We start from the raw sequence: 23,063 nt of genomic DNA on the forward strand, positions 1-23,063 counted from the left end.
CGCAGCTCCATCCTGGTCCACGGGGCGGTCGATCACGAGGGGACGTCCACCCAGCGCCGCTCGGCGGCGGCGAGCAGGACGCTCTCGGTGACGACGACGGCGCGGCGGCCGTCCTCGAAGGTCGGCAGTCCCTCCGGCCGGCCGCCGCGCACGGCGTCGTGCACGTCGCGGACGAACGCGGCGAAGGCGTCGTGGTAGCCCATCGGGTGCCCGGCCGGGAGCGTCGAGAGACGGGCCGCGTCCTGCACCAGCCGGGCCGCGTCGCGCGACACGACCTCGGACGCGGCGCGACGCCCGATCCAGAGCCGGTCGGGCTCCTCCTGCGAGAACTCCAGGCTCTCCGCCGTGCCGGCGACGTCGACGAGGAGGCGGTTCTTCCGCCCCGGCGCCACCTGTGACACGAAGAGGGTGCCGATGACCCCGGCGGCCGTCTCGAAGACGAGCGCTGCCTCGTCCTCGGTGTCGACCGGGCGGCCGCCGCGCTCGGCGTGGGCCCGGTCGAGGACGGCCGAGAGGGCTGCGACGCGGTCGCCGAGGACGAACTCGACCAGGTCGACGAGGTGGCTGCCGATGTCGGCGAAGGCGCGCGAGGGGCCGCCCGAGGCCGACTCGACCCGCCAGTCGACGTCGTCGCGGTCGAGCAGCCAGTCCTGCAGGTAGCTCCCGCGGACGCTGAGCACGCGTCCCGTGACGCCGGAGGCCACCCTGGCCCGTGCCTCCCGCACCATCGGGTGGTACCGGTAGACGAACGGGACCGCGGCGGTCCTGCCGGCCGCCCGGGCCGCCCGCACGAGCTCGTCGGCCTCCGCCGTCGAGGTCGCGAGGGGCTTCTCGCAGACCACGTGCTTGCCGGCCGAGAACGCGGCGAGGGCGAGCCCTGCGTGCAGGGCGTTCGGCGTGCAGAGGTGGACGACGTCGACGCCGGGGTCGTCGAGGAGGTCCTGCACGCTGTCGTGGGCGGTCGGGACGCCCAGGGCGGCGGCCGCGAAGGAGGCGCTGGCCGGGCTCGAGGACGCGACCGCGACCACCTGCGCGCCGGCCGCCCTGGCGGCGGCCGTGTGCACCCGCCCCATGAACCCGCCGCCCACGACCCCGACCCGGAGGGGCGCGACCGAGGCCGCGGCCCGCCGGGTCGGGGCGACGTCCGCGAGTGGAGGCGCCGCCTCCCCCACGTCGGTCACCGCTCCGCCCCCGTCAGGCCCGGCCGGTCGGCGTCACTTGACGGCACCGGAGGACAGACCGGTGATGAGGTGCTTCTGCACGAGCATGAAGCCGATCAGCACGGGCAGCGAGACGACGACCGAGGCCGCCATCAGCTGGTTCCAGTAGACGTCCTGCTGCGAGGCGTACGCCCGCAGGCCGATCGACAGGGTGCGGGTGTCCTTGCTCGTGAGCACCGAGGCGAAGAGCACCTCGCCCCAGGCCGTGATGAAGGCGTAGACCGCGACGGCGATGATGCCGGGCTTCGCGACGGGGATGATCACGCGGAACAGGGCGCCGAGGCGACCCGTGCCGTCGATCATCGAGGCCTCCTCGAGCTCCTTCGGGATGGAGGCGAAGTAGCCCGTCAGCATCCAGATCGAGAACGGCAGGCTGAACGTCATGTAGGTGATGATCAGGCCGAGGTAACTGCCCGTCAGCTGCACGCCGACCGTGCGCTGGATCTGCACGAAGATCAGGAACAGGGGCAGGAGGAACAGGATGCCGGGGAACATCTGCGTCGACAGCACCACGAGGCTGAAGCTGCGCTGGCCCCGGAAGCGCAGGCGAGCCAGCGCGTAGGCGGCCAGCACGGCCATCGCCACCGACAGGATCGTCGCCGAGATGGTCACGATCAGGCTGTTCTTGAAGTACGACGCCAGGGGCACCGTCTGCCAGATCTGCACGTACGGCTCGAGGGTGACGCGCGAGGGGATCCAGGTGAAGAGGCCCTGCACGTCGGCCAGCGGCTTGATCGAGGTCGTGAGCACCACGTAGAGCGGGATGATCACGACCAGCGACAGGAACGCCAGCCCGAAGAAACGGAAGATCTTGAAGCCGCGGGTCTCAATCATTGTCGTTCTGCCCCTTCGGGAGGACCATCCGGATGTAGAACGCCGACGCGATCAGCAGCACGACCAGGAGCATGACGCTCATGGCACCGCCGAGGCCGAAGTTCCAGTTGTTGAAGCTCTGCTGGTAGATCAGCGGCGAGATGAGCGTCGCCTGCTCGGGCGAGGCCGGGCCGAAGAGCACGTAGGGCACGTTGAACTGGTTGAAGATCCAGAGGCTCATGATGAGCAGCAGCACGGCGTTGGCCGGCTTGACCATCGGCAGCGTGATGTTCGTGAACTGCTTCCACAGGCTGGCGCCGTCGAGGCTGGCGGCCTCGTAGACGTCGCCGGGGATGTTCTGCAGCGCCGCGAGCAGCATCAGGAACGCGAAGGGCCAGAACTGCCACGCGGTCACGATGACGATCGCCCAGAACGAGTTCCCGCCGAGGAGCCAGAAGGGCCGGTCCTGCAGGATCCCGAGGTCGTCGACCAGGAACCGGTTGATGGCCCCGTCGCGCTGGTTGAACATGAAGGCCCAGGCGATGGTGCCGACGTACGAGGGCAGCGCGTAGGGCACGAGGAACAGGGTGCGGAGCAGGCCCCGTCCCTTGAACGAGCTGGTCAGCAGCACGGCGCCGAGCATGCCCATGCTCCACGCGATCGCGACGACGATCACGGTGAAGAGCAGGGTGCGGCCGAGGGCCCCGTAGAGCTGGCCGGCGATCGGCGAGCTGGGGTCGAGGGCCGTGACGAAGTTCTGCAGGCCGACGAAGGGCGCGTTGACCCAGTTGGCGATGCTGAGCTGGTTCAGCGTGATGAACGCGATCCAGATGCCCAGCACCATGGGGACGATGTGGACGAGGAGCTCGGCCAGGGCCGCGGGGGCGACCAGGAAGTAGGCGAGCGGCGAGCGGTGCTTCTTGCGCTTCGCGGGCTCGATCGGAGCCAGCTGGTGCGGATCGGGGGCCGACTCTTCCTCGGCAGTGGCGGGGGGCAGAACGTTGACGGTCATGACGGTCCTCTCGGGCGGGGCAGGGGGGCCCGTCCGGCCGGCAGCGGTGGCGCTGCCGACCGGACGGGTCCCCGCACGGTGGGACGGGGCTACTGACCCGTGGTCATCTGGCTGTTCGCGTCCTCGAGGGCCGACTTGACGTCGGCCTCGCTGACGGAGCCGCCCTGGGCCGCGGTGGCGAGGAGGTCCTTGATCGCGGTGCCGACCAGGGTCTCCATCTGTCCCTCGGAGGGGTAGAGGGGCATGGGCTGGGCGTGGTCCGCGAGGATCGTCTGCTTCAGCTTGATGACGTCCGTCTGGAACGCCGGGTCGTCGTACGCGGTGGTGACCACGGGCAGCGAGCCGAACGACTCGTTGAGGTACTTCTGCTCGTCGTCGCTCGTGAGGTGCTTGACGAAGTCGATCGCCGCCTCCTTGTTGCCCGAGTTCTCGAAGACGCTGACGTTGATGCCGGCGACGTGGCTCTGGGTGCCCTCGAGGCCGGTGGCGTCGGCGGTCTCCATCGGCACGGGGGCCGCGGCGTAGTCGGTGAAGTCACGCGACTTCAGGTTGTCGCCGGGGGCCTGGTCGAAGAACATCGCGGCCTGGCCGTCGGCGAAGGTGGCGGCCATGTCGGAGCCGTTGACGCTCTCGGCGTCGGACGGCGAGACGACCTTGTCGACGGCCATCAGGTCGACCCACTCCTTGACGCCGGTCACGACGCCGTCGTTGCCGAAGTCGGGGTTGCCGTCGTCGTCGTAGAGCGAGCCGCCGTTCTGCAGGCCGCGGACGAACGCCTGGTGGGCGTTGTTCGTGATGCTCGAGCCGGCCATCGTGACGCCCCACTGGTCGATCTGGCCGTCCCCGTCGGTGTCGATCGTCAGCTTCTTGGCGTCCTCGACGAACTCGTCCCACGTGGCGGGCGGCGTGGTGATGCCGGCCGCCTCGAACATGGCCGTGTTGTAGTACAGCGAGTACGACAGGCCGTAGATCGGCACGGAGGTCGGGGCCTGGCCCTCGGCGCCGCCGGTGGCGAAGCTCGACTGGACGAAGCGGTCCTGGCCGCCGATCTCGTCGAGGGCCTCGCCCTCCCAGGGCACGAACGCGCCGCTCGACTGCAGCGACACCGCCCAGGTGTTGCCGATGTTGAGCACGTCGGGGCCCTCGCCGCTCGAGACGGCGGTGAGGATGCGGTTGTAGAGGTCGGACCACGGGATGACCTCGAGGTCGACTTCCACCCCGGTCTCCTCGGTGTACCGGTCGATCGACTCCTGCAGGATCTCGGCGTCGCGCTCGACCGTCGGGGCCTGGTTGCTGGCCCAGTAGGTGATCGTGTCGCTGTCGCCGCTGCCGCCGGAGGCGGAGCAGGCGGTCATCGAGCCTGCCGCGACGACGCCGACGGCGAGGGCGGCGACCCAGCGGAACTTCTTCGTGTTCATGTCTTCTCCTGGTTTCTCATCTTCGAGAGGTCTCTTCATCGAGCGGGGGAAGTGCTGTGTGGCTGTGGTGCGGTGGTGCGGTGGTGCTTCGACGCTGTGGTGCTGTGGTGCTGTGGGAGGGGAAGTGGAGGGGGGACGGTGTCCCGGTGGAGGGCCGGCCTCGTCGTCGAGGCCGGCCCGCCGACGGCTCAGCCGAGCGTCGGGACCGACGGGTCCCAGTCCTCGGGCAGCTCGGGCGTGGGCTCGAGCGACGACTCGACGACGACGCCCTCGCCGCGCTCGGCCGACTCGGCCAGCGAGACCATGACGTCGAGCACGTGGAACGCCAGCTCGCCGGGGACGCGCTCGCGACGGCCCTCGCGGATCGCCTGGGCGAGCTCGGCCACGCCGGTGCCGCGGGTGAACGTCGAGCCGGACGCGGGCACGACGGTCGGCTCCTCGCCGCCGGTGTGCACGACGGTGTCGCCCTCGAACTCGTTCGGGTCCGGGAACACGGCCGTGCCCTCGGTGCCCGCGATCTCGACGAACCCGGCTCGGGCCAGCTTCGAGTCGAAGCTGAAGACGGCCTGCGCGCTCGCGCCGTTCTCGAACTGCAGCAGGGCGCTGATGTGCGTGGGCACCTCGACGGGGAACTCGGTGCCCGCCTTGGGGCCGGAGCCGATGACGCGCGTCTCGCGGGCCTTCGAGGAGGTGGCGGTGACCTTCGCGACCGGGCCGAAGACCTGCACGAGGGTCGTGAGGTAGTACGGGCCGACGTCGAACATGGGGCCCGCACCGTAGGCGAACAGGAACTCGGGGCTCGGGTGCCACGACTCGGGGCCGGGCACCTGGAACAGCGTCAGGCCGGTGAGGGGCGTGCCGATGTCGCCGCGGCGGACGACGCGGAGCCCGGTCTGGATGCCCGACCCGAGGAACGTGTCGGGAGCGACGGCGACCCGCACCCCCGCCTCCTTCGCGGCCTGCAGCAGACGGGCGCCGCTCTCGCGGTCGAGGGCGTAGGGCTTCTCGCCCCAGACGTGCTTGCCGGCCGCGACGGCCTTGAGCGCGACCTCGACGTGGGCGGCGGGGATCGTGAGGTTGACGACGATCTCGACGCCGTCGTGGGCGAGCAGCTCGTCGACCGAGCCGCTCCCGGGCACGCCCCACTTCTCGGCCTGGGCCGCGGCGCGGGGCTCGTCGATGTCGGCGACGAAGAGCACCTCGAGGTCGGGGAACTTCGTCAGGTTGCCGAGGTACTGGTCGCTGATCACTCCGGCGCCGATCACGCCGACCCCGACGGGGCCGGTGCGGGCGTCGCGGGCGGCGACGGTGTCGGCGGTCGTGGCGGTGTCGGTCATGCGCGGACTCCCTGCAGGAACTCGTAGCTGTCGGTCAGGGCGGTGAACACGTCGCCGCGGGTGTCGTCGAGCTCGACGACGGCGAGGGCCTGCGGGGCGGCCCGGAGGATGTCGCGGACGGGCATGACGCCCTTGCCGACGGCGACCTGCTCGGAGTCGTCCTTGCTCTTCGGGCCGTCCTTGACGTGCAGGAACTGCACCTGGTCGCCGAGACGGGCCAGCAGCTCGGCCGCGTCGACGCCGCCGACCTCGACCCAGTAGGTGTCCACCTCGAGCACGACGCCGGCCGGCAGGGCCGCGGCGAAGATCTCGAGGGCGGGCGTGCCGTCGATGACGGACTCGAGCTCGAACTCGTGGTTGTGGTAGCCGACCGAGAGGCCGTGGGCCGCTGCGGCGTCAGAGATCGCGACGAACTCGGCGGCGATCGCCTCGACGTCCTCGCGGGTGACCCAGCGCGTCTCGTGGATGTGCGGGTCGATGACGGTGCCGACGCCGAGCCGGACGGCCGCGGCGAAGATCGGCTCGAGGTCCTGGCCGACGAGCTTGGCGTGGGCGCTCGGCGCGGTGAGGCCGGCGGCGGGCAGCGCCTCGGCGTACTCCTCGACGCGCTCGACGAAGCCCCACGGCTCGACCTGCGTGTAGCCGATGTCGGCGAGGCGCTGGAGGGTGCCGGGCAGGTCGGCCGCGATGGCGTCCCTGACCGTGTAGAGCTGGACCGAGATCGGTGATGTCACCAGGGGGACTCCTCTTCGAGTGGGGCGAGTACGGCGCCGCTGCCCCTCGTGGGGAGTCGATCACCGCTGATCGAGACCGACCATAGGACCACTTCTGTCGGAGCGCAAGCAAAAGTCGTCATCGATCGGCGCCCTTGTCTCGGCAGTCGCCTCGCCCTGTGCTTTACTGCTCAGCATGTCCGACACGACGCGGTCGTCCGCGCTCGGCAGCACCGGTGCCAGCGAGCTCTTCCAGCTGCTCCGCGACGGTCGCCCGCGCACCCGTGCCGAGCTCGCCGCGATGACCGGCCTCGCCCGGTCGACCGTCGGGCTGCGGCTCGACGCCCTCGTCGAGCTCGGGCTCGTCGGGCCCTTCGCCGACGCCGTCTCGACGGGCGGTCGCCCGCCCTCCCGCGTCGCCCTCGTGCCGTCGGCCCGGGTCGTGCTCGGGGCCGACTTCGGTGCCGGCCACCTCAACCTCGTGCTCACCGACCTCGTCGGCGAGACCCTCATCGGGCGACGCTCGCTGCTCGACATCGCCGACGGTCCCGAGCGCGTGCTCGCGACGATGGTCGCCGAGGCCGACGCCCTGCTCGCCGAGCTGGGGCGCACCCGCCGCGACCTGATCGGCGTCGGCATCGGGCTCCCCGGCCCCGTGCAGTTCAGCACCGGTCGGCCCGTGAACCCGCCGATCATGCCCGGCTGGGACGGCTTCGACGTGCCCGGCTGGGTGCGCGGGCACCTCGACGTGCCGGTCCTCGTCGACAACGACGTCAACATCATGGCCCTCGGCGAGCGGAGCTTCGCCTGGCCGGGCGTCGACCACTTCCTGTTCGTCAAGGTGGCCACCGGCATCGGCTCCGGCATCATCTCGGGCGGCCGGCTGCAGCGCGGCGCCCAGGGCATCGCGGGCGACATCGGCCACGTGCAGGTGCCGCGCGGCGCCGGCATCGCCTGCCACTGCGGCAACGTCGGCTGCCTCGAGGCCGTCGCCTCCGGCCCGGCGATCGCGGCCGCCCTGCGCCGCGAGGGCCACGACGTCGCCGGCGGCGCCGAGGTGATCGACCTGGTGCGCGCCGGCGACATCGACGCCATCCAGGCCGTCCGCCAGGCCGGACGCGACATCGGCGAGGTACTCACGGCCTGCGTGAACATGATCAACCCGTCGACGATCGCGATCGGCGGCTCGATGGCCCAGGCCGGCGAGCACCTCATCGCCGGCGTGCGGGAGGTCGTCTACTCCCGCTCGATGCCGCTCGCCACCGAGCACCTCAGCATCGTCCAGTCGCGGTCGGGCGAGAAGGCGGCCGTGATCGGCGCGAGCATGCTCGCGATCCACCACGCCCTCTCCCCCGCAGCCATCGACGAGCTCGCCGCCGCCGTCTGACGCCCGGCCGGCGCCGACCGCGGCTCCCTCTTGCCTCCGTCTCGCCTCCGTCTCGCCTCCGCTGCGGCCGACACGAGGAGGCGCCCTGTCGCGACCTGCCCCGGTCACGAGCGACAATGGAGGCATGTCCGTCGTCCAGCCCATGCTCTCGCTCTGGGACGACGACGAGACCCTCGCCGCGCCTCCCCCGGCTCCGCGCCGTCCGGCGCACGAGCTCCGGGTGCTCGCCGACTCGACCGACCGCATCGCGTGGCTGCGGGCCCGCAGCCGGGGCATCACTGCCACCGACGTGGCGCGCCTCTCGAGCCCGCGGGCCGTGCAGGCCGTCGTGCTCGACAAGCTGTACGGCAACGGCTTCGGCGGCAACGCCTACACCGACCACGGGCGCGCCCGCGAGCCCGAGATCGCCCGCTGGGTGCTGTCCGAGCACCGCATCGCGCCGAGCTCGAAGCTGTTCCACGCCCACGAGCAGCAGCGCCACCTCGCCACGCCCGACGGCGTGGCCGTGCGCGACGACGGCACCGTCGAGCTCTGCGAGATCAAGACCACGAAGAAGGCCTGGACGAGCATCCCGCGGTCGTACCTGCGGCAGGTGTTCTGGCAGCAGTACGTGCTCGGGGCCGAGCGCACCCTGGTCGTGTGGGAGCAGCACCTCGACTTCGTCCCCGTCGACTCCGTGCCGCAGTGCCGGTGGGTCGACCGCGACGACGACGAGATCCACCGCCTCGTGGGCCTCGCCGACACCGTGCTCGACACGCTGGCCCGCCAGGCTCCCGTCGACCCGTTCGCCCCCGGCGTCCGGGCCTACGAACCGCCGCCCTACGATCCGCTGCGCTGAGCCCCGCGGCGCGCTGCCTCGTGGTCGACCCCGAGGACCCGCACCCGGCTCAGCCCGATCACGACCGCGCTCAGCCCGGCGATGACCACGGCGATGACCAGGCACCAGACCGCGACCCCGCCCGCGCCGAGGCGCTCCACGTCGAGGAACGGGTACGGCACGAACGACTGCCCGCGCAGCAGCACCACGACGAGCCAGACCAGCGGGTAGACCAGGAACACCCCGAGCCGCCGCCAGGCGATGCGCCCCCGGTCGCCCACCAGCACCCAGTCGAGCAGCGCGAACAACGGGATCCACTTGTGCAGGACGTCGTTCGACCACTGCACGTTGAACGAGTTGTCGAGGGCGACGTTCGTCAGCAGCACGTTGTAGACGATGCCGGTCGTGACCATGTAGGTCGCCGCGGCGCCGCGCAGCACGACGCTCCACTCGGGCGCGGCCCGGCGGCGCAGCAGGAACACCGCCCCGACGACGAACGCCACGGCCGCGATCAGGTTCGACTGGATCGTGAAGTAGCCGAAGAAGTTGGCGAACTGGTACACGGGGCTCTCGATGCTGCGCACCCACTGGCCGACGACCGCCGCGACGACGGCCAGGGCCGCGAGAAGGCGGAGCGCGGCGGGCACGACGGCGGGCACGGTGGTCGTCGACGGTCTCATCCCGTCACCGTAGCGAGGTTTCGCCAGACGGTGACACCCGCGAAACACGACCGACTCATCTGCTGTCGACACTGGGGTGACGGGCGCCCCTGTCGGGTGCCGCGGACGGACAGGGGAGCCCGATGACGCACACGACGATGCGTGCCATGGTGATCGAGAAGACCGGCGGACCCGAGGAGCTGATCGCCGCGGACGTGCCGTGGCCGTGCCGCGTCGGCTCCGACGTGCTGGTCAAGGTGCACGCCGCGGGCGTGAACCGGGTCGACGCCGAGGCCCGCGCCGGCCGCGCCGACAGCGGAGGCGTCCGTGCCTGGCCCGCGGTGCTCGGCCACGACTTCAGCGGCGTCGTCGTCGAGGCCCCCTACGCCGCACACCCGCTCCGCCCCGGCGACGAGGTCTTCGGCATGGCCGCGTTCCCGCACACGAGCGGGACGTACGCCGAGTACATCAGCGTGCCCGCCACCTCCCTCGCCCGGAAGCCCGCGACCCTCTCGCACGTCGAGGCCGCGGGCGTCCCGCTCGCCGCACTCACTGCCTGGGGCATGGTCGTCGAGGTCGCCAAGGCGCACGAGGGCCAGCGTGTGCTCGTCCAGGCCGGTGCAGGAGGCGTCGGGCACTTCGCCGTGCAGCTCGCGTCGTACTTCGGCGCGCACGTCGTCGCCACCGGGTCGCAACGCAACAGCGGCTGGCTCCGCGACCTCGGCGCGGACGAGGTCGTCGACTACGGCTCGGCCGAGCTGGCCCGGAGCGTTCGCGACGTCGACGTCGTCATCGGGCTGGTCGACGACGACGACGTCGCCGAGCAGTCGCTGGCCGTGCTGCGCCCGGGCGGCCTCGCGGTCCACGCCCCGCTCCGCTCGTGGCGCGCCTTCACCGAGAAGGCCGAGGCGAGGGGCATCCGCTCGACCGGGTTCGCCGTCTGCCCCGACGCGTCGACCCTTGCGGTCCTCTCGCGCCTGATCGACTCCGGCGACCTCCGCGTGCACGTCGACGACATCTACGACCTCGCCGACGCCGCCGACGCGCACAGCAGGCTCGAGCAGAGCCACACGCGGGGCAAGCTCGTCCTGAGGGTCGCCGACGAGTGACGTCGCCGCGCTGGCGTCGGGTCCGGGTCGCGGCCTAGAGCGCGCGCACGAGGACGAAGTCGTCGTGCGTCTCCGTGCCCACCGTGAACTGCTTCGTGCCGGCCCGCTCGAACCCGTGCTTGGCGTAGAAGGCCTGGGCGCGGGCGTTCTGCTGGTTGACGCCCAGCCAGATCGAGGAGGCGCCGGTCGCCGTGGCCGTCGCCAGCGCCGCCTCCATGAGCACCCGCGCCGCGCCCTGCCCGTGGGCGTCGGGCGCCACGTAGAGCTTGCTCAGCTCGACGGCAGGTCGCGCCTCGACCACGGCGGCCACGTCGGCGTCGGCGGGGTCGCCCGTGACGAGCATCGCGTACCCGAGGAGCGGGGCCCCGAGCAGCGGGGTGCCCGGGGCGGCCGCGTCGTCCTGCAGGGCGAGCACGTGCCGAGTCGGGTCGGCGAGGTACTCGTCGAAGCGCTGCTCGCTCAGCACCGTGGTGACGAAGCGAGCCATGTCGGCCAGGGCGGTGCCGGGCGGGCAGGCCAGGGGGAACGTGAGGGCCGCCACGGAGGCGAGGGCAGGGGCGTCGGAGGCGGTGGCGGGGCGGGCGGTGACGGTCACGCCTCCATGGTGCCGCACCCGCACCTCCTCGTGCTCGCCGCGCCCGTGTGCCGGGGACGACGAAGGCCGCCCCGCTCGAGAGCGGGACGGCCTGTCGTGACGATCAGGTGATCGAGGTGCGCTGCCTGAGCAGCTGCGGCCTAGAAGACGTTGATGTCGAGGGGGATGCCGGGACCGAAGGTCGTCGACAGCGTGCCCTTGGTGATGTAGCGGCCCTTGGAGGAGGACGGCTTCAGACGGACGACCTCGTCGAGGGCGGCATCGAGGTTGGTGTTCAGCTGCTCTTCCGAGAAGCCGGCCTTGCCGATGACGAAGTGCACGTTGGCGTGCTTGTCGACACGGAACTCGATCTTTCCGCCCTTGATGTCGTTGACGGCCTGCGCGACGTTGGGGGTCACGGTGCCCGTCTTGGGGTTGGGCATGAGGCCGCGGGGTCCGAGGACCTTTCCGAGGCGGCCGACCTTGCCCATGAGCTCGGGCGTCGAGACGGCCGAGTCGAACGACGTGTAGCCGCCCGCGACCTTCTCGATGAGCTCGTCGCCGCCGACCTCGTCGGCACCGGCGGCGATGGCGGCCTCGGCCGCAGCGCCCGTGGCGAAGACGATGACGCGGGCGGTCTTGCCCGTGCCGTGCGGGAGGATGACGGTGCCGCGCACCATCTGGTCCGCCTTGCGGGGGTCGACGCCGAGCTTCAGCGCGACCTCGACGGTGGAGTCGAACTTCTTGGAGCCGGTCTCACGAGCGACGGCGACGGCCTCGCTGGTGCTGTAGAACTTGCCGGCTTCGATCTTCTCGGCGGCGGCGCGGTACGCCTTGGACTTCTGAGCCATGTTGGACCTCTTCGTACTGGGGACGTGGTAGCGAGCCTGGCCGGCTCTCCCACTGGTGTCTGGTGCGTGCAGGCGGGTCGCCTGCACGAGGGGGTGTGGCTAGGCGTCGACCGTGATGCCCATGGAACGGGCGGTGCCGGCGATGATCTTCGCCGCGGCGTCGATGTCGTTGGCGTTGAGGTCGGCCTGCTTGGTGGTGGCGATCTCACGGACCTGGTCCATCGTGAGCTTGCCGACCTTGTCGGTGTGCGGGGTCGACGAGCCCTTGGCGACGCCGGCGGCCTTCTTGATGAGCTCCGCGGCGGGCGGGGTCTTGAGCACGAACGTGAACGAGCGGTCCTCGTAGACGGTGATCTCGACGGGGACGACGTTGCCGCGCTGCGACTCGGTCGCGGCGTTGTACGCCTTGCAGAACTCCATGATGTTCACGCCGTGCTGACCCAGGGCCGGGCCGATGGGCGGGGCCGGGTTCGCGGCGCCGGCGTTGATCTGAAGCTTGATCAGACCCGTGACCTTCTTTTTCGGTGCCATGTTCTTTTCCTTCTCGTGGGCTTCGAGCTGGCCGCGGTCGCGGTCCGCTCTCCCGGTGGTCCGCGGTGCGGACTCCGGTGATCTAGGGGAGCTGTGGGGCTGTCGTCCTGAGGACTAGAGCTTGGTGACCTGGTCGAAGCTGAGCTCGACGGGAGTCTCGCGCTCGAACAGGGAGACCAGCACCGTGAGCTTGCCGCTCTCGGGCTTGATCTCGTTGATCGTACCGGGAAGACCGGCGAACGAGCCCTCCTTGATGGTGATCGTCTCGCCGATCTCGAAGTCGACCTCGGCGGGGATGACCCGCTGGGCCTGCTTGCCGCCCTTGGCCGAGCCCTTGGCGGCGGGTGCCGCCTCCTGCACCTGGACGAGGCTCTTCAGCATCTGGAAGGCCTCCTCGAAGCGGAGGGGAGTCGGGTTGTGGGCGTTGCCCACGAAGCCGGTGACGCCGGGGGTGTGGCGGACGACCGACCAGGAGTCTTCGTTGAGGTCCATGCGGACGAGCACGTAGCCGGGGATCCGCACGCGGGTGACCAGCTTGCGCTGCCCGTTCTTGATCTCGACGACGTCCTCCATGGGGACCTCGACCTGGTAGATGTAGTCCTCCATGGTCAGGGAGACCATGCGGTTCTCGATGTTCTGCTTGACGCGTCGCTCGAAGCCCGCGTAGCTGTGGATGACGTACCACTTGCCGGGCTTGCCGCGGAGGTCGTAGCGGAAGGCCTCGTAGGGGTCGACCTCGGCCTCGGCCTCGTCCTCGGCGTCGGTCGCGACCGCGTCGGCCTGCTCGCTGACGACGTCGAGGTCGACGTCGTTCTGGGCGACCTGCGCGTCGGCGTCCTGCACGGACTGCTCGGCCTCGGCGATGACGGCGTTCGCGCCGACGGCGTCGCCCTCGTTCGCGAGCTCTTCGGCCTCGGTGTCGGCCTCGTCGTCGGTCGCCTCGACGGCGGCCTCTGCCTCGGCGGCGTCGTCGATGTCGAGCGCGTCGTCGACGACGGCGTCGGCCTCGGGGTCGCTGGCCTCGGCGAGCGTGTCGAGCAGGCCGTCGAGGTCGTCCGTGTCGGTGGTGCCCTCGTCGCCCTCGTCGACGACGGTGATCGCGGACTCCTCGGCCGAGCCCTGGTCGCCGTCAGAGTCGACGTCGGCGACGTCGCCCTCCTGCGTCTCGGCGACCTCGGAGGACTGCTCGGCGGCGGGGGCGAGATCGATGTCGTCGCGCTCGTTGTCAGGCACTGGATTTCAACTTCCGTTTGAAGAGTGGGGCCGTGTGGAGAGGGAGCCGGCGGACCGGGTCGCCCTCGCCGATCCCACGGGGTCGAGGGGCACGGCGCGGACCAGGTGGCCCGTCAGCCGGCGGGCAGCGTCAGCTGCCGGTGGGGCCGTTGCCGAAGACGTAGCCGACGACGAGGCCGAAGAGGGAGTCGAGGCCGGTGACCAGCGCCATCATGATGACGACGAAGACCAGCACGACGCCGGTGTAGCTCAGCAGCTCTTTGCGGGTCGGGGTGACGACCTTCTTGAGCTCGGCGATCACCTGGCGGATGAACAAGGCGATGCGGGCGAAGGGGCTGCGACGCGCTGCGCTGTCCGACTTCGCCTTGTCGACGACGTCCTCACTGGGGACGTCGAGGTCTTTTCTCGCCACTGTCGTACTACCTTCCGAGGGTCGACCCGAGGGCCTGGTCCGTGATCCGGGCCGCACCGCTGGTCTCTGGTGGACCAGTCGGGGCGACCCGGCCGGGCTGCAGGGCGGACAGGACTCGAACCTGCAACCTGCGGTTTTGGAGACCGCTGCTCTACCAATTGAGCCACCGCCCTATGGGGCCGGAGCCCCCGGGCCGGACTGCGACTCGTGCTCGCCCTGAGGCGCGCGCCGACTCCGCGGTGTCCGACCGCCTCGTCAAGTGTAGGCGAGGGCCTGCGGTGTTGCAAAGCCGGGGCGCGCCGGAGCGCCCTGTCGGGGCCGCGGACCGCCGGATAGGGTGGCCGTCGTGACCCAGCCGACACGCCGCCTCTCGTCCCGCATCGCCTCCATCGCCGAGTCGGCCACCCTCAAGGTGGACGCCAAGGCCAAGTCGCTCCTGGCCGAGGGCCGGCCGATCATCAGCTACGGCCCGGGCGAGCCCGACTTCCCCACGCCCGACCACATCGTCGAGGCGGCTGTCGCGGCGGCCCGCGACCCGCGCAACCACCGCTACTCGGCCGGCGCGGGCCTGCCCGAGCTGCGCGAGGCGATCGCCGAGAAGACCCTGCGCGACAGCGGCACCACGGTGCGGTCGACGCAGGTGGTCGTGACCAACGGCGGCAAGCAGGCGGTCTACCAGGCGTTCCAGGCGCTGATCGACGAGGGCGACGAGGTCCTGCTGCCGGCGCCGTACTGGACCACCTACCCCGAGGCGATCTCGCTCGCCGGCGGCGTCTCGGTCGAGGTCTTCGCCGGCGCCGACCAGGGCTACAAGGTCACCGTCGAGCAGCTCGAGGCCGCTCGCACCCCCCGCACGAAGGTGCTGCTGTTCTGCTCGCCCTCCAACCCGACGGGCGCCGTCTACTCCCCCGCCGAGGTCGAGGCCATCGGCCGCTGGGCGCTCGAGACCGGCACCTGGGTGATCAGCGACGAGATCTACCAGAGCCTCGTCTACGACGGCGTGCGCGCCGTCTCGATCACCGAGGCCGTGCCCGAGCTCGCCGAGCAGACGATCCTCGTCAACGGCGTCGCCAAGACCTACGCGATGACCGGCTGGCGCGTGGGCTGGATGGTGGGCCCGGCCGACGTGATCGCCGGCGCCTCCAACCTGCAGTCGCACCTCACGTCGAACGTGTCGAACGTCTCGCAACGCGCCGCTCTCGCGGCCCTCACCGGCCCGCAGGACGAGGTCGAGTCGATGCGACGGGCCTTCGACGTCCGTCGTCGCCGCATCGTCGACGAGCTGAACGCCATCGACGGCGTCGTCGCCCCGACCCCCGAGGGCGCGTTCTACGTCTACCCCGACGTCAGCGGCCTGCTGGGCCGCGAGTGGGGCGGCGTCACGCCCACCACCTCCCTCGAGCTCGCCGACGTGGTCCTCGACCAGGCCGACGTCGCGACGGTGCCCGGCGAGGCCTTCGGGCCGAGCGGCTACCTGCGCCTGTCGTACGCCCTCGGCGACGACCAGCTGCTCGAGGGCGTGCAGCGCCTCCAGCGCCTCTTCTCGTAGGAGGCGCGGGCCGGGTCGGCCGGACCGGCTCGCCGTCGCGGCCTCCAGCGCCTTCCGGCGAGGCGGTCCCCCGGCTGCATCCACCGGTCGGGGGATGCGGGTAGCCCGGTCCGGGGTGCCGCGCCCGCGCCTCCTCCCCGAGGCTCGGAGCATGACCCCACAGCCCGTCGTGCGAGTGCGCGACCTCACCAAGACCTACGGGCACGCCACCGCCCTGCACGGCGTCTCGTTCGACCTCCGGGCCGGCGAGACGCTCGGCCTGCTCGGCCCGAACGGCGCCGGCAAGTCGACGACGATCGAGATCCTCGAGGGGCACCGCGACCGCACCGGCGGCGAGGCCCTCGTGCTCGGCACCGACCCGCGACACGGCGGGCTCGACTGGAAGGCGCGCATCGGCATCGTGCTGCAGACCTCGGCCGAGCAGGGCACCTCGACCGTGCGCGAGCAAGTCGCCCACATGGCCGCTCTCTACCCGCGGTCGCGCGACGTGGACGAGGTCGTCGCCGCCGTCGGGCTCGAGGCGCAGGCGGGCAGCCGCGTCCGGGCGCTCTCGGGCGGCCAACGGCGCCGCGTCGACGTCGCTCTCGGCATCGTCGGCGACCCCGAGCTGCTGTTCCTCGACGAGCCGACGACGGGCTTCGACCCGGAGGCGCGGCGGCAGTTCTGGGGGCTGATCCGGTCGCTGTCCGACGACGGCACGAGCATCCTGCTCACCACCCACTACCTCGACGAGGCCGCCCAGCTGAGCGACCGGGTCGCGGTCATCACGGAGGGGCGGGTCGTCGCCGAGGGACGCCCCGACGAGATCGGCAGCGTCGCGGCCCGGACCCCGCTGGTGCGGTGGTCGGACGCCGCGGGCAGTCACGAAGAGCGGACCGCCGACCCTGGCGGCCTTGTCGCGCGCCTGCACGGCGCGGGCGCGGAGCTGCGTGACCTCGAGGTCGTGCGCCCGTCGCTCGAGGACGTCTACCTCGAGCTCGTCGCCGAGGCGGCGGCGTCGTGACCGGGGCTCCGCGGACCGCGACCGCGACGCGCTCGTCCCGTGGTCCCTCGGACCGGACCGGCGCCTCCTCGACGGCCGGCCTCCGCCGCGTGCTCGCCCTCGCCGGCGTCCAGGTGCGCCACGAGGTGCGGACCTACTTCCGCGCCGGCGACACGGTGTTCTTCACGTTCCTCTTCCCCGTCGTGATGCTGGCGATCTTCTCGACGGCCTTCAGCGCGTCCGGCTCGTTCGGGGTGAGGCCCGACGGCTCGGTCGTCGACGCCGCCGCGTACTACCTGCCGGGGATGATGGCCGCGGGCATCCTGCTCTCGGGTGTCCAGGCCCTCGGGATCGACATCGCCGTCGAGCGCTCGGACGGCACCCTCAAGCGGCTCGCGGGCACGCCGCTGCCCGTCGCCTCCTGGTTCCTCGGGAAGCTGGGGCAGGTGGTCGTGACGAACCTGCTGCAGGTGGCGCTCCTCCTCGTCGTCGCCCGGGTGCTGTTCCGGGTGCCGCTGCCGACCGAGGCGTCGTCGTGGGCGACGTTCGCGTGGGTGTGGCTGCTCGGCCTCGCCGGCTCGGCGCTGATCGGGATCGGCCTGTCCCGGGTCCCTCGCACCGGGCGCAGCGCCTCCGCCGTCATCGTGCCGATCACGCTCGTGCTGCAGTTCGTGTCCGGTGTCTACCTGCCGTTCGCGCAGCTGCCGACGTGGCTGCAGCAGGTCGCCTCGGCGTTCCCGCTGAAGTGGCTCGCCCAGGGCATGCGGAGCGTGTTCCTGCCCGAGTCGTCGGCGGCGGCCGAGGTCGGCGGCACCTGGGACCTGCCGGGCGTGGCCCTCTGGCTGGGCGTCTGGCTCGTGGCCGGCGCGATCGCGGCCCGACTGACGTTCCGCTGGGGCCGGAAGGACGCCTGACCGCGGCTGCGCGGGACGGTACGGTGACGGACATGACCGCCACGGCAGCCGAGGGCGCCCGCACCGCCGACCGCGGCGCGGGGCCTGGCGTGAGCCGCGGCACGAGCCGCGTCGCGATGCGCTGGTGGGACGTCGGGGCCGGGGCGACCGCCGTGGTGCTCGTCGTGCTCGCCCTCGCGGGCGAGTCCGACGGCGGCAGCGCCGTCGGCAGCCGCCCGCTCGCCCTGGCCGCGTCCGGGCTGTTCGTCCTGACCTGGCTGCTGCTCGCTCGGCCGGTGGTGCGGAGGGACGACGACCACGTGGGCAGGGCAGAGGTCGTGGTGGTCGCGGCGGTGGTGGTCGTCGGCGGGCTCGCCGTCTCGGGCGCCCCGCAGCTCGCGGTGGTGCAGGCGTTCCTGATGCCCCTGCTCTGGACCGTGCTCCCGACGCCCCGCTCGGCGATCGTCGCCAACGTCGCCCTGTGCCTCGCGATCTCGGCCGGCTTCGTCGTCAGCCTCGGCTGGTCGGCGGACACGCTCGCGACCGCCGCCACGAGCGAGGGGCTCTCGTTGCTCTTCAGCATCGCGCTCGGCTTCTGGATCTCGTCGATCGCCCACACCGGCGTCGAGAGGGGCCGGCTGCTCGACGAGCTGCGCGCCGCCCAGGACGAGCTGGCGACCCGGCACCGCGAGGCCGGCACCGTGGCCGAGCGCGAGCGCCTCGCCCGCGAGATCCACGACACGGTCGCTCAGAGCCTCACCGGGCTCGTGATGCTCAGCCAGCAGGCGCGGTCGTCGGTCGCCGCCGGGGACGCCGCCGCCGGCCTCGCCCAGCTCGAGCTCATCGAGTCGTCGGCCAGGGACGCGCTGACCGACGCCCGCACGCTCGTCGCGGCCACCGCCTCCTCGGGGCTCGACAGCGGCGACCTCGCCGACGCCCTGCGACGCCTCGCCGGGCGGTTCTCGCGCGAGAGCGGCGTGGCCGTGAGCGTCGACGTCGAGCCGGGGCTCGTCCTGCCGCGCGACCACCAGGTCGTGGTGATCCGGGCGGCGCAGGAGGCGCTGGCCAACGTCCGCAAGCACAGCGGGTCGCGCTCGGCGCACGTCGCGCTCGCCCGCGGGGCCGGCATCGCCGGGGACGTCGTCCTCTCGGTGCGAGACGAGGGCCGCGGGTTCGATCCTGCTGCGTCCCGCGACGGCTTCGGGCTCGACGGCCTCGACGAGCGGCTGCGGCTGGCCGGCGGCCGGCTCGAGATCGTGAGCGGCACCGGCGACGCGGGCGCGCCCGGCGGCACGACCGTGACGGCGCACCTGCCCGGCGGCGAGCAGTCGTGAGCGTGCGCACCCTGGTCGTCGACGACCACCCGATCATGCGGCAGGGGCTGACCGCGATGCTCACGGCGACGCCCGACTTCGAGGTGGTCGGCCAGGCCTCCGACGGCGTCGAGGCGGTGGAGCTCGCGACCGAGCTGCGACCGGACCTCGTGCTCATGGACCTGCGCATGCCGAGGCTCGACGGCGTCGCCGCGACGGAGGCGGTGCTGCGGGACGTGCCGACCGCCCGCGTCGTCGTGCTGACCACCTACGAGTCGGACGACGCCATCCTCGGCGCCGTCGAGGCGGGGGCCAGCGGGTACCTCCTCAAGGCGGCGCCCGAGGAGGAGCTGCTCGCGGGGCTCCGCTCGGTCGTCGCCGGGCAGGTCGCGCTCGCGCCGTCGATGGCCGCGCTGCTCGTGGGGCGTGCTCGCCGGACGGCGTCGCAGGCGGACGCCTCGGGATCAGAGGGCGCAGGCGGAGCTGCCGCGGACGGCTCCTCGGGCTCGACGCCGACGCCCCTGAGCCCCCGCGAGACCCAGGTGCTCGTGCTGGTCGCCGAGGGCTGCTCGAACCGCGAGATCGGACTGCGCCTCTTCGTCGGCGAGGCCACCGTCAAGACCCACCTGCAGCACGTCTTCGAGAAGCTCGGAGTGGGCGACCGCACGCGCGCGGTCACCCTCGCGATGGAGCGGGGCTGGCTGCCCTCGACACGCGCCTGACGTCAGGTCAGAGGTCGAGGCCGAGCAGCACCGGCTCGGGGCGGAGCAGGACGCCGAACTCGGCCAGCACCCGCTGCTGCACGAAGCGGGCGAGCTCGACCACGTCGTCGGCTGAGGCGCTGCCCCGGTTGGTGAGGGCCAGCGTGTGCTTCGTCGAGATCGCGGCCCCCGAGCCCGGCAGACGGAAGCCGCGCGCGACGCCCGCGTGCTCGATCAGCCACGCAGCGCTGAGCTTGACGGCCCCGCTCGTCGGCGGAGGCGGCGGTGCCGGAGTCTCGCCGAGCGGCACCACCTGATCTTCGGGCTCCGGGTCGATGGGCCAGCGCGGGGCGTCCGAGGGCAGCTCCGAGGCCCCCTGACGGGACACCACGGGATTCGTGAAGAACGAGCCGCTCGACCACGTGTCGCGGTCGTCGGCGTCGAGCACCATGCCCTTGGAGGCGCGGAGGGCCAGCACGCTCGACCGCACGTCGGCGACCGAGACCCGGGCCCCGAGGTCGACGCCGAGGGCCCCGGCGAGCTGCGGGTACGAGACCTGCTCGCTCGCGCCTCCTGCGTCGCGGAGCGCGAACTCGACCGCGGTCACCACGCCCGCCCGGCCCTGCTTGAACACGCTCGTGCGGTAGCCGAGGCCGAGGTTGGCGGCGGGCACGCGGACGAACTCCCCGGTGTCGGCGTCGAGGAAGTCGACCGAGACGACCGTCGAGGACACCTCTTGTCCGTACGCGCCGATGTTCTGGATCGGGGAGGCGCCCGTCGAGCCGGGGATGCCGCTCAGCGCCTCGAGACCGGACCAGCCCTCGTCGACCGTGCGTGCCACGAGGTCGTCCCAGGGCTCGCCCGCGGCGACCCGCAGGCGGACCCGGCCGTCGACGTCGTCGAGCCGCTCGACGCCGCGCGTGCGGACGTGGACGACGGTGCCGTCGAACGACTCGTCGGAGGCGACCGTGTTCGAGCCGCCGCCGAGGACGAACCAGGGCTCGTCGTCGGCCCAGACCGCGCGGACGGCGTCGATCAGCTCGTCCGTGGCGTCGGCCGTGACGAACCGCGCGGGCTCGCCTCCGACCCGCATCGTCGTCAGCTCGGAGAAGGAGGTCACGCCAGGGTCACCACGACCTGGGCCTTGCCCAGCACGGTCTTCTCGTCGACCGTCACGGTGAGGTCGACCCGCGCCGTGCCGGCCTCGTCGTCGAGCGCCGCGACCTTCGCGGTGACGGACAGCTCGGCGCCGTCGGCCGGGTGCACGACCACCGGACGCGTGAAGCGGACCTGGTAGTCGGAGACCCAGCCGATCACGCCGGCGTCGTCGCCCGACCCGTCGAGCCACTCGACGACGGGCTGCACCGCCGTGCCCATGGTCAGCATGCCGTGGGCGAGCACGCCCGGCAGGCCGACGGACTCGGCGACGTCGTCGCGGTAGTGGATCGGGTTGAAGTCGCCGGACGCGCCGGCGTAGCGGACGAGCGAGTCGCGCGTCAGCGGGTAGGTCTTGTGGGCCACGACCTGGCCGACCTCGAGGGCGCTCACGCGTCGTCCCCCCGCACGACGAGGGTGGACACGGCGGTGACGACGTGCGCCCCGGCCTGGTCGACCATGTCGGAGGAGGCGGTCACCATGGAGTTGCCGCCGAGGGACTTGACGCTGGTCACCGTGAGCGTGGCCGTGAGCTCGTCTCCCGCCACCACGGGGCGGCTGTAGCGGAAGCGCTGCTCGCCGTGCACCACCCGGGAGAAGTCGATGCCCGCGTCGGGCTCGGCGAGGAGCTGCGCGAGGGTCGCCTCCTGCACCACGACGGGGAAGGTCGGCGGGGCGACGACGTCGGCGTGGCCGGCGGCGCGCGCGGCCTCGGGGTCGAGCGACAGGGCGCTGGTCGAGCCGGTGGCACGGGCGAACTCGCGCACCTTCTCCCGGCCGACGAGGTAGGCGGGGGCCGGCGGGAGGACCCGCCCTTGCAGATCGGGGTTCACAGGCACGGCGTCGAGTCTAACCGGGGCCGATGTCGGGGGCGCGGCGTACGTTCTCCCCATGAGCGACTCGAACATCGACCCTGACATCACGCCCGTCGACCCCGCAGCACCCGAGGGCGGCGGGGCACCTGCCTCCGGCGCCGACGCGGGCAGCGCCGACGAAGGCAGCGGCGAGACCCTGGGCGGCGAACGTCCCGACCCCTCCACCACCGCCTCGAAGGACCCTGAGGACTGGGTGACCGGCGACGAGCCGATGACCGGCCCGCAGAAGAGCTACCTCGACACGCTCGCCCGCGAGGCAGGCGAAGAGCTGCCCGCCGACCTCAGCAAGGCCAAGGCGAGCGAGCACATCGACCGCCTGCAGGAGAAGACCGGTCGCGGCCAGTAGCCGAGTCTGCTCGATGGCTCTACCGGTGCGAGGGCTCGCGTCGTACACTTCCCCCACGTCTGGGATGGTAACTCGACGCGAGCCCTCGATCGACAGCCAGGGACAGGTCCTGATCCACGTGTCCCACCGAAGGTTGCGAGCGGCTGACGAGCACGTCCGGGTCTCCCCCGGCCCGGGCGTGCTCACTCGATCTCACCTCCGTGGATGGTCCCGCGTCGACTCAGCCCGCATCTGCTCCAGGGCTTCGCCTCGGACCAGCGCTCGGGCGCGTCCTCGTCGAGCCAGGCCGCGACCGTGACGGGATCGGACGGCTCGACCGTCGTCGCCCTGGCGCGTTCCACACACCCCGGTCCGACCGTGGCGGTGACCGTGCTCTCGGTCGTCCTCGGGGCGGCGGTCGGCCTCGGCGTCGGCCGCACCCTGCTGCTCGGTGCCGCCGTGCTGGCCGGCCAGCTCTCGATCGGGCTCTCGAACGACCTCGTCGACGCCGCGCGCGACCGCCAGGTCGGTCGGCGCGACAAGCCCCTGGCGCTCGGACTCGTCTCGACGAGCACCGCGGTGGCCGCCGTCACCGTCGTGACCGTCCTCGCCGTCGGCCTCACGTTCGTCCTCGGCTGGGCCGCCGGCGTCGCCCACCTCGTCTTCCTCGCCTCCGGCTGGGCCTACAACCTGGGGCTCAAGCGCACGGCGTGGTCGGCCGTTCCCTTCGTCGTCGGCTTCGGGGCCCTGCCCGCCGTGGTCACCCTCGCTGCTGCGCCTCCGGCCGCACCGGCGGCCTGGGCCCTGGTCGTGGGCGCTGCCTTCGGCGTCGCGATCCACTTCACCAACGTGCTGCCCGACCTCGACGACGACGCCCGGACCGGCGTCGTCGGGCTGCCCCACCGGCTCGGACGCCTGCGGGCGGGGCTCGTGGCGTTCGCCGCCCTGGGGACGGCGGCGGTCGTGACGGCTGGGGGGCTCCTCCTCGACGGCTCCCTGACGCCGGTCCGCACCGGCGCGGGCCTCGTCGGGTCCGCCGCCGCGCTCGTGCTGTCCGTGGTCGGGGCGAGGCTCGTCCGTCGGGGCGGCGCGACTCGGGGGCTGTTCCGGCTGGTCATCGCGGCGGCACTCGTGCTGGTCGCCTCCCTCGCGCTGGCGGGCACGGCCCTCGTCGCCTGACCGGC

General features: G+C 72.3%; 25 protein-coding genes and 1 tRNA gene. 10 read left to right on the forward strand and 16 right to left on the reverse strand.

Annotated features, from left to right (window positions below; translation table 11 throughout):
• Positions 1-32 precede the first annotated feature (32 nt).
• From EDF20_RS05005 to EDF20_RS05030, 6 genes are all read right to left on the reverse strand, one after another.
• The gene (locus EDF20_RS05005; protein WP_243833370.1) at positions 33-1,181 is read right to left on the reverse strand and encodes a Gfo/Idh/MocA family oxidoreductase; all 1,149 of its coding nucleotides are present in this window, start codon (positions 1,179-1,181) and stop codon (positions 33-35) included.
• 33 nt (positions 1,182-1,214) lie between these two features.
• Complete coding sequence (locus EDF20_RS05010; protein WP_123546690.1) at positions 1,215-2,054, reverse strand: carbohydrate ABC transporter permease; 840 nt, start codon at positions 2,052-2,054, stop codon at positions 1,215-1,217.
• Positions 2,047-3,045 carry a sugar ABC transporter permease gene (locus tag EDF20_RS05015; protein WP_123546691.1) on the reverse strand — a complete coding sequence of 333 codons (999 nt, stop codon included), beginning with the start codon at positions 3,043-3,045 and terminating at the stop codon, positions 2,047-2,049. The genes EDF20_RS05010 and EDF20_RS05015 overlap by 8 nt, the downstream gene beginning before the upstream one ends.
• Before the next feature lie 89 nt (positions 3,046-3,134).
• Complete coding sequence (locus EDF20_RS05020) at positions 3,135-4,463, reverse strand: sugar ABC transporter substrate-binding protein (protein WP_123546692.1); 1,329 nt, start codon at positions 4,461-4,463, stop codon at positions 3,135-3,137.
• A gap of 188 nt (positions 4,464-4,651) precedes the next feature.
• Positions 4,652-5,800: a Gfo/Idh/MocA family oxidoreductase gene (locus EDF20_RS05025; RefSeq protein WP_123546693.1), complete on the reverse strand. Its 1,149-nt coding sequence runs from the start codon at positions 5,798-5,800 to the stop codon at positions 4,652-4,654.
• A complete protein-coding gene (locus tag EDF20_RS05030; RefSeq protein ID WP_133737870.1) occupies positions 5,797-6,534 on the reverse strand; it encodes a sugar phosphate isomerase/epimerase in 738 nt (245 codons plus the stop codon). Before EDF20_RS05030 ends, EDF20_RS05025 begins: the two co-directional genes overlap by 4 nt.
• 175 nt (positions 6,535-6,709) lie before the next feature.
• Here EDF20_RS05030 and EDF20_RS05035 point away from each other — a divergent pair, with 175 nt between their 5' ends.
• Both EDF20_RS05035 and EDF20_RS05040 read left to right on the forward strand, forming a co-directional pair.
• Complete coding sequence (locus tag EDF20_RS05035) at positions 6,710-7,900, forward strand: ROK family transcriptional regulator (protein WP_133737871.1); 1,191 nt, start codon at positions 6,710-6,712, stop codon at positions 7,898-7,900.
• 124 nt (positions 7,901-8,024) lie between these two features.
• Positions 8,025-8,738 carry a YqaJ viral recombinase family protein gene (locus EDF20_RS05040; RefSeq protein WP_223269320.1) on the forward strand — a complete coding sequence of 238 codons (714 nt, stop codon included), beginning with the start codon at positions 8,025-8,027 and terminating at the stop codon, positions 8,736-8,738.
• Here EDF20_RS05040 and EDF20_RS05045 read toward each other — a convergent pair.
• Positions 8,720-9,397: a Pr6Pr family membrane protein gene (locus EDF20_RS05045; RefSeq protein WP_166644751.1), complete on the reverse strand. Its 678-nt coding sequence runs from the start codon at positions 9,395-9,397 to the stop codon at positions 8,720-8,722. The two genes, EDF20_RS05040 and EDF20_RS05045, sit on opposite strands and share 19 nt — an antisense overlap.
• 122 nt (positions 9,398-9,519) lie before the next feature.
• Here EDF20_RS05045 and EDF20_RS05050 point away from each other — a divergent pair, with 122 nt between their 5' ends.
• Entirely contained in the window at positions 9,520-10,485 is a 966-nt protein-coding gene (locus EDF20_RS05050) for an NADP-dependent oxidoreductase (protein ID WP_233568980.1), read from the forward strand.
• Positions 10,486-10,519: 34 nt separating this feature from the next.
• On the opposite strand, the gene EDF20_RS05055 is transcribed toward EDF20_RS05050, so the two are convergent.
• From EDF20_RS05055 to EDF20_RS05080, 6 genes are all read right to left on the reverse strand, one after another.
• Positions 10,520-11,080 carry a GNAT family N-acetyltransferase gene (locus EDF20_RS05055; RefSeq protein ID WP_123546696.1) on the reverse strand — a complete coding sequence of 187 codons (561 nt, stop codon included), beginning with the start codon at positions 11,078-11,080 and terminating at the stop codon, positions 10,520-10,522.
• Between the two features lie 140 nt (positions 11,081-11,220).
• Positions 11,221-11,910 carry a 50S ribosomal protein L1 gene (gene rplA, locus EDF20_RS05060; RefSeq protein ID WP_123546697.1) on the reverse strand — a complete coding sequence of 230 codons (690 nt, stop codon included), beginning with the start codon at positions 11,908-11,910 and terminating at the stop codon, positions 11,221-11,223.
• A gap of 99 nt (positions 11,911-12,009) precedes the next feature.
• Complete coding sequence (rplK, locus tag EDF20_RS05065; protein WP_123546698.1) at positions 12,010-12,441, reverse strand: 50S ribosomal protein L11; 432 nt, start codon at positions 12,439-12,441, stop codon at positions 12,010-12,012.
• Between the two features lie 114 nt (positions 12,442-12,555).
• Positions 12,556-13,674 (reverse strand): transcription termination/antitermination protein NusG, encoded by a 1,119-nt coding sequence (gene nusG, locus EDF20_RS05070; RefSeq protein ID WP_123546699.1) that lies wholly within the window; start codon positions 13,672-13,674, stop codon positions 12,556-12,558.
• A gap of 130 nt (positions 13,675-13,804) precedes the next feature.
• The gene (gene secE, locus EDF20_RS05075) at positions 13,805-14,086 is read right to left on the reverse strand and encodes a preprotein translocase subunit SecE (RefSeq protein WP_123546700.1); all 282 of its coding nucleotides are present in this window, start codon (positions 14,084-14,086) and stop codon (positions 13,805-13,807) included.
• Positions 14,087-14,186: 100 nt separating this feature from the next.
• Positions 14,187-14,259: transfer RNA gene (locus EDF20_RS05080), tRNA-Trp, on the reverse strand.
• Between the two features lie 173 nt (positions 14,260-14,432).
• Between EDF20_RS05080 and EDF20_RS05085 the strand changes: the two genes are divergently transcribed.
• The 5 genes from EDF20_RS05085 to EDF20_RS05105 all read left to right on the forward strand — a co-directional run bounded on the left by EDF20_RS05085 (position 14,433) and on the right by EDF20_RS05105 (position 19,545).
• Complete coding sequence (locus tag EDF20_RS05085; protein ID WP_123547306.1) at positions 14,433-15,635, forward strand: pyridoxal phosphate-dependent aminotransferase; 1,203 nt, start codon at positions 14,433-14,435, stop codon at positions 15,633-15,635.
• Between the two features lie 151 nt (positions 15,636-15,786).
• Positions 15,787-16,638, forward strand: coding sequence for an ABC transporter ATP-binding protein (locus EDF20_RS05090; RefSeq protein WP_123546701.1), 852 nt, complete (start codon positions 15,787-15,789; stop codon positions 16,636-16,638).
• 89 nt (positions 16,639-16,727) lie between these two features.
• Entirely contained in the window at positions 16,728-17,531 is an 804-nt protein-coding gene (locus tag EDF20_RS05095; protein ID WP_133738117.1) for an ABC transporter permease, read from the forward strand.
• A gap of 32 nt (positions 17,532-17,563) precedes the next feature.
• Positions 17,564-18,844: a sensor histidine kinase gene (locus EDF20_RS05100; RefSeq protein ID WP_133737872.1), complete on the forward strand. Its 1,281-nt coding sequence runs from the start codon at positions 17,564-17,566 to the stop codon at positions 18,842-18,844.
• Positions 18,841-19,545: a response regulator transcription factor gene (locus tag EDF20_RS05105; protein WP_279586166.1), complete on the forward strand. Its 705-nt coding sequence runs from the start codon at positions 18,841-18,843 to the stop codon at positions 19,543-19,545. The genes EDF20_RS05100 and EDF20_RS05105 overlap by 4 nt, the downstream gene beginning before the upstream one ends.
• Positions 19,546-19,552: 7 nt before the next feature.
• On the opposite strand, the gene EDF20_RS05110 is transcribed toward EDF20_RS05105, so the two are convergent.
• From EDF20_RS05110 to EDF20_RS05120, 3 genes are read right to left on the reverse strand one after another with little or no spacing between them, the layout of a single operon-like run.
• Complete coding sequence (locus EDF20_RS05110; RefSeq protein ID WP_279586167.1) at positions 19,553-20,644, reverse strand: UDP-N-acetylmuramate dehydrogenase; 1,092 nt, start codon at positions 20,642-20,644, stop codon at positions 19,553-19,555.
• The gene (locus EDF20_RS05115) at positions 20,641-21,072 is read right to left on the reverse strand and encodes a MaoC/PaaZ C-terminal domain-containing protein (protein ID WP_133737873.1); all 432 of its coding nucleotides are present in this window, start codon (positions 21,070-21,072) and stop codon (positions 20,641-20,643) included. Before EDF20_RS05115 ends, EDF20_RS05110 begins: the two co-directional genes overlap by 4 nt.
• A complete protein-coding gene (locus EDF20_RS05120; RefSeq protein WP_133737874.1) occupies positions 21,069-21,518 on the reverse strand; it encodes a MaoC family dehydratase N-terminal domain-containing protein in 450 nt (149 codons plus the stop codon). The genes EDF20_RS05115 and EDF20_RS05120 overlap by 4 nt, the downstream gene beginning before the upstream one ends.
• Positions 21,519-21,690: 172 nt before the next feature.
• On the opposite strand from EDF20_RS05120, the gene EDF20_RS16025 reads away from it, so the two are divergent.
• Together EDF20_RS16025 and EDF20_RS05130 are read left to right on the forward strand one after the other, a co-directional pair.
• Entirely contained in the window at positions 21,691-21,900 is a 210-nt protein-coding gene (locus EDF20_RS16025) for a DUF3072 domain-containing protein (RefSeq protein ID WP_223269422.1), read from the forward strand.
• A 204-nt stretch (positions 21,901-22,104) separates the two neighbouring features.
• Positions 22,105-23,058, forward strand: coding sequence for a UbiA family prenyltransferase (locus EDF20_RS05130; RefSeq protein ID WP_133737875.1), 954 nt, complete (start codon positions 22,105-22,107; stop codon positions 23,056-23,058).
• The last annotated feature ends 5 nt before the right edge of the window (positions 23,059-23,063 follow it).

The sequence above is a fragment of the Frigoribacterium sp. PhB116 genome, from assembly GCF_004364285.1.
In the GTDB taxonomy this organism is placed as follows: domain Bacteria; phylum Actinomycetota; class Actinomycetes; order Actinomycetales; family Microbacteriaceae; genus Frigoribacterium.

Excerpts from the sequence above, each read along its gene's own strand:
- EDF20_RS05010 (WP_123546690.1), bottom strand. The coding sequence starts at position 2,054 with ATGATTGAGACCCGCGGCTTCAAGATCTTCCGTTTCTTCGGGCTGGCG.
- EDF20_RS05015 (WP_123546691.1), bottom strand. The coding sequence starts at position 3,045 with ATGACCGTCAACGTTCTGCCCCCCGCCACTGCCGAGGAAGAGTCGGCC.
- EDF20_RS05020 (WP_123546692.1), bottom strand. The coding sequence starts at position 4,463 with ATGAACACGAAGAAGTTCCGCTGGGTCGCCGCCCTCGCCGTCGGCGTC.
- EDF20_RS05025 (WP_123546693.1), bottom strand. The coding sequence starts at position 5,800 with ATGACCGACACCGCCACGACCGCCGACACCGTCGCCGCCCGCGACGCC.
- EDF20_RS05035 (WP_133737871.1), top strand. The coding sequence starts at position 6,710 with ATGTCCGACACGACGCGGTCGTCCGCGCTCGGCAGCACCGGTGCCAGC.
- EDF20_RS05040 (WP_223269320.1), top strand. The coding sequence starts at position 8,025 with ATGTCCGTCGTCCAGCCCATGCTCTCGCTCTGGGACGACGACGAGACC.
- EDF20_RS05045 (WP_166644751.1), bottom strand. The coding sequence starts at position 9,397 with ATGAGACCGTCGACGACCACCGTGCCCGCCGTCGTGCCCGCCGCGCTC.
- EDF20_RS05050 (WP_233568980.1), top strand. The coding sequence starts at position 9,520 with ATGACGCACACGACGATGCGTGCCATGGTGATCGAGAAGACCGGCGGA.
- rplA (WP_123546697.1), bottom strand. The coding sequence starts at position 11,910 with ATGGCTCAGAAGTCCAAGGCGTACCGCGCCGCCGCCGAGAAGATCGAA.
- rplK (WP_123546698.1), bottom strand. The coding sequence starts at position 12,441 with ATGGCACCGAAAAAGAAGGTCACGGGTCTGATCAAGCTTCAGATCAAC.
- EDF20_RS05090 (WP_123546701.1), top strand. The coding sequence starts at position 15,787 with ATGACCCCACAGCCCGTCGTGCGAGTGCGCGACCTCACCAAGACCTAC.
- EDF20_RS05100 (WP_133737872.1), top strand. The coding sequence starts at position 17,564 with ATGACCGCCACGGCAGCCGAGGGCGCCCGCACCGCCGACCGCGGCGCG.
- EDF20_RS05130 (WP_133737875.1), top strand. The coding sequence starts at position 22,105 with ATGGTCCCGCGTCGACTCAGCCCGCATCTGCTCCAGGGCTTCGCCTCG.